At 72.1% G+C, this 3,743-nt stretch carries 1 protein-coding gene; it reads left to right on the top strand.

What is annotated here, in order from left to right; genetic code table 11:
* The coding region (locus tag ACIRD8_RS37720; RefSeq protein ID WP_404002286.1) for a type I polyketide synthase at positions 1–3,743 on the top strand (3,743 nt) is incomplete at both ends.

A 3,743-nucleotide genomic window follows, 5' to 3' on the forward strand; every position in this document is an offset into this window, starting at 1 on the left:
ACGGGTGGGCCGGTCGATACCGGCACACTCGACGCGGACTACTGGTTCCGCAACCTCCGTAACACCGTCGAATTCGAAGCCACCACCCGACTGCTCCTCGAAGACGGCTATGACGTGTTCATCGAGTCCAGTCCCCACCCGGTTCTGGCTCCGGGCATGCAGGAGACCATCGACAGCACGCCCACCCCGGCCCGCGCCATCGGGACTCTGCGTCGGAACGACGGCGACCTGGCCACCTTCCTGCGCTCCACCGGCGAGGCGTTCACCGCCGGTGCCACCGCCCGGCCCACACCCGCAGGTCCGCACGACGGCCGTCATGCCGACCTGCCCACCTACCCCTTCCAGCGGACGCGGTACTGGCTCGCGCCCGACACGGGCCGACGTGACGTCGCCGCCATCGGACTGACCGAGGCCGGCCATCCCCTGCTCGGCGCGGTCACCGAGGGTGCGACCAGCCTGGTCCTCACCGGCCGGATCTCCCTGGCCACGCATCCCTGGCTGGCCGCCCACCAGGTGGCCGGCACCCTGGTGTTCCCCGGCGCCGCCTTCGCCGAACTGGCGGTGCACGCCGCCGACCGGGTCGCCTGCGGCACCGTACGTGAGCTGACGCTGCAGACTCCGCTCGTCCTGCCCGAGCACGGCGCTGTACGGCTGCGGGTGGAGATCGGCGAGCCGCCCACCGGAGACGGTGCGCGACCGATACGGATCGACGCCCGTCCCGACACGGGCACGGCCACGTCGTGGACGTGTCACGCGACGGGTGTCCTGGAAGCCGGGACGCCGTCCCCCGACTGGGATCTCACGGCCTGGCCCCCCGCCGGGGCACAGCCCGTGGACGTCTCCTACGAAGCCCTGGCCGACCAGGGTTACGACTACGGCGCCGAGTTCCAGGGGCTGCACCGGATGTGGCGCCACAACGACCACGTGTACGCCGAGATCGCCCTCCCCACCGAGCCCGACACCTACACCATCCACCCCGCCCTGCTCGACGCCGCACTCCACGCCGCGCTCATGAGCCGGATACTGCCGGGCGACGACGGCCGCATCCGACTGCCGTACGCCTGGGAAGGCGCCACGCTGTACGCCTCCGGCGCCTCCGCACTGCGCGTGTCGGTGACCACCGTGGGGGACAACGCGATGCGGCTGCGTGCGGCGGACGGCGCCGGCATGCCCGTCGCGGAGGTGGCGTCGCTGGCCATGCTCCCGACCGATCTCGACGGCCTCGGCTTCGCGGCCGTCGACCGGGACTCCTTGCTGTGCCTGCGATGGATTCCCGCGCCGTCGACGGACGCGGCACCACCCACCCGGCTCTCGCTGCTCGGCCACGACCCGTTCGGTCTGCGCCCGGCGACGGCGGACGGCGTCGACTGGCGGCAGTTCACCGAACTGTCCGCGGTGCCCGACGGCTCGTCCGACGTGGTCGTGTGCATCGAAGGGGACGAAACGGCGGACACCCCGGGAGCCGCCCGCACGGCGCTGTACCGTGCGCTCGGCCTGGTCCAGGCATGGGTGTCCGACGACCGCTTCGGGGAGGCGCGGCTGGTCGTGGTGTCCCGGCGCGCGGTGATGACCGGATCCACCGACCCCGTACCCGACCTGTCCGCCGCGCCCCTCTGGGGGCTGCTCCGCTCCGCGCAGAGCGAGCATCCCGGCCGGCTGATCCTGGCCGACGTGGACGACGACGCTCAGTCGCTCGCCGCGCTGCCGTCCGCGCTGGCCGGAGACGTCACCCAGTTCGCGCTGCGTGACGGACGGATCGTCCTGCCGAGACTGGCCAGGGCGACGGCCCAGGACGGCGGACAGGAACCGGAGGGCGTGCCGGGGCGGCCCGAATCCGAGGGTCGGAGCAGGCCGGAGACACCGTCACGGTGGGACACCGACGGCACCGTGCTGCTCACCGGCGGTACCGGAACACTCGGCAGGCTGTTCGCCCGGCACCTGGTCACGAAGCACGGGGTGCGGCACCTGCTGCTGGTCTCCCGGCGAGGACCGGACACCCCGGGAGCAGCGGACCTGGTCGCCGAACTGTCCGGGCTGGGCGCCGAGGTGACCGTCGCCGCGTGCGACGTGGCCGACCGGGGCGCGCTCTCGGCACTGCTCGCGGGAATCCCGGCGCACCACCCGCTCACCGGAGTGGTGCACGCCGCCGGGACCCTGGGCGACGGCCTGATCGCCGGGATGACACGGGAGAAGCTCGACGCCGTGCTCGCGCCGAAGCTGGACGCGGCGTGGAATCTGCACGCCCTGACCAAGGACCTCGGGCTGTCCGCGTTCGTGCTGTTCTCCTCGATCATGGGCACGATCGGCAACGCGGGCCAGGCGAACTACGCCGCCGCGAACGTCTTCCTCGACGCCCTCGCCCAGCACCGCCACGCCACCGGGCTTCCGGCGACCTCGCTCGCATGGGGGTTCTGGAGCGAGCGCAGCGAACTGACCCGCGACCTGAACGACGCGGACATCGCCCGAATGGCGCGCACCGGGCTGAAGCCGCTTCCGTCCGAGGAGGGCGTCGCACTGTTCGACGCGGCGTTCGCCCGTGGTGAGGCCACCGCCGCACCGGTCGCGCTCGACCTGGACCGGCTGCGCGCCCAGGCCGCGCGGGCGGCCCTGCCGGAGGTACTGCGCGGGCTGATCCGCGTGCGGCGCGCGGCGACCGCCGTCACGGCGACCGCGTCGACGCTGGCCGACCGGCTGGCCGGTCGGCCGGCGGAGGACGTCGACCGCGAGCTGCTCGATCTGGTGCGCTCCCACACCGCCACCGTGCTCGGCCACGCAGACGCCGACTCCGTACAGCCGGCCGTCGCGTTCAGGGAGCTCGGCCTGGACTCGCTGTCCGCCGTGGAGCTCCGCAAGCGGCTCAACGAGGTCACCGGACTACGACTGTCGGCCACCGTGGTGTTCGACCGGCCCACCCCCTCCGCGCTGGCCGCGTTCCTGCGCGAGGAACTGCTCGGCGGAGCCACCCCGGCCGTCGCTCCGGCCGCTGCGGCCGCCACGGCGGAGGACGACGATCCGGTCGTCGTCGTGGGGATGGGCTGCCGTTATCCGGGGGGTGTGTCGTCGCCGGAGGAGCTGTGGGAGCTGGTGAGTTCGGGTCGGGATGCCGTGTCCGGGCTGCCTCGTGACCGTGGCTGGGATCTGGACAACTTGTTCGACCCGGACCCCGGGCGAACCGGCAGGAGTTACGTGGACAAGGGCTACTTCCTCGACGACGCGGGAGAGTTCGACGCCGGGTTCTTCGGGGTGTCGCCGCGCGAGGCACTGGCGATGCATCCGCAGCAGCGGCTGCTTCTGGAGACCGCCTGGGAGACGTTGGACAACGCCGGTATCGAGCCCGGTTCGCTGCGCGGCAGCGACACGGGTGTCTTCATCGGTGCGATGTCCCAGGACTACGGGCCACCCATGCACGAGGGCTCCGCGGAGGCTGACGGGCTGCTTCTCACGGGTAGTTCGGGGAGTGTGACGTCGGGTCGGTTGGCGTATTTCCTGGGTCTGGAGGGGCCGGCGGTGACGGTGGATACGGCGTGTTCGTCGTCATTGGTGGCGTTGCATCAGGCGGTGCGGGCGGTGCGTAGTGGTGAGTGTGGGCTGGCGGTGGCCGGTGGCGTCACGGTGATGTCCTCGCCTGGGGTGTTGGTGGAGTTTTCGCGGCAGCGTGGGTTGTCGGTTGATGGTCGGTGTAAGGCGTTTGCGGAGTCGGCTGATGGGACGGGTTGGGGTGAGGGTGCGGGGTTGGTGGTGGT

It is taken from the genome of Streptomyces sp. NPDC102451, from assembly GCF_044765485.1.
In the GTDB taxonomy this organism is placed as follows: Bacteria; Actinomycetota; Actinomycetes; order Streptomycetales; family Streptomycetaceae; genus Streptomyces.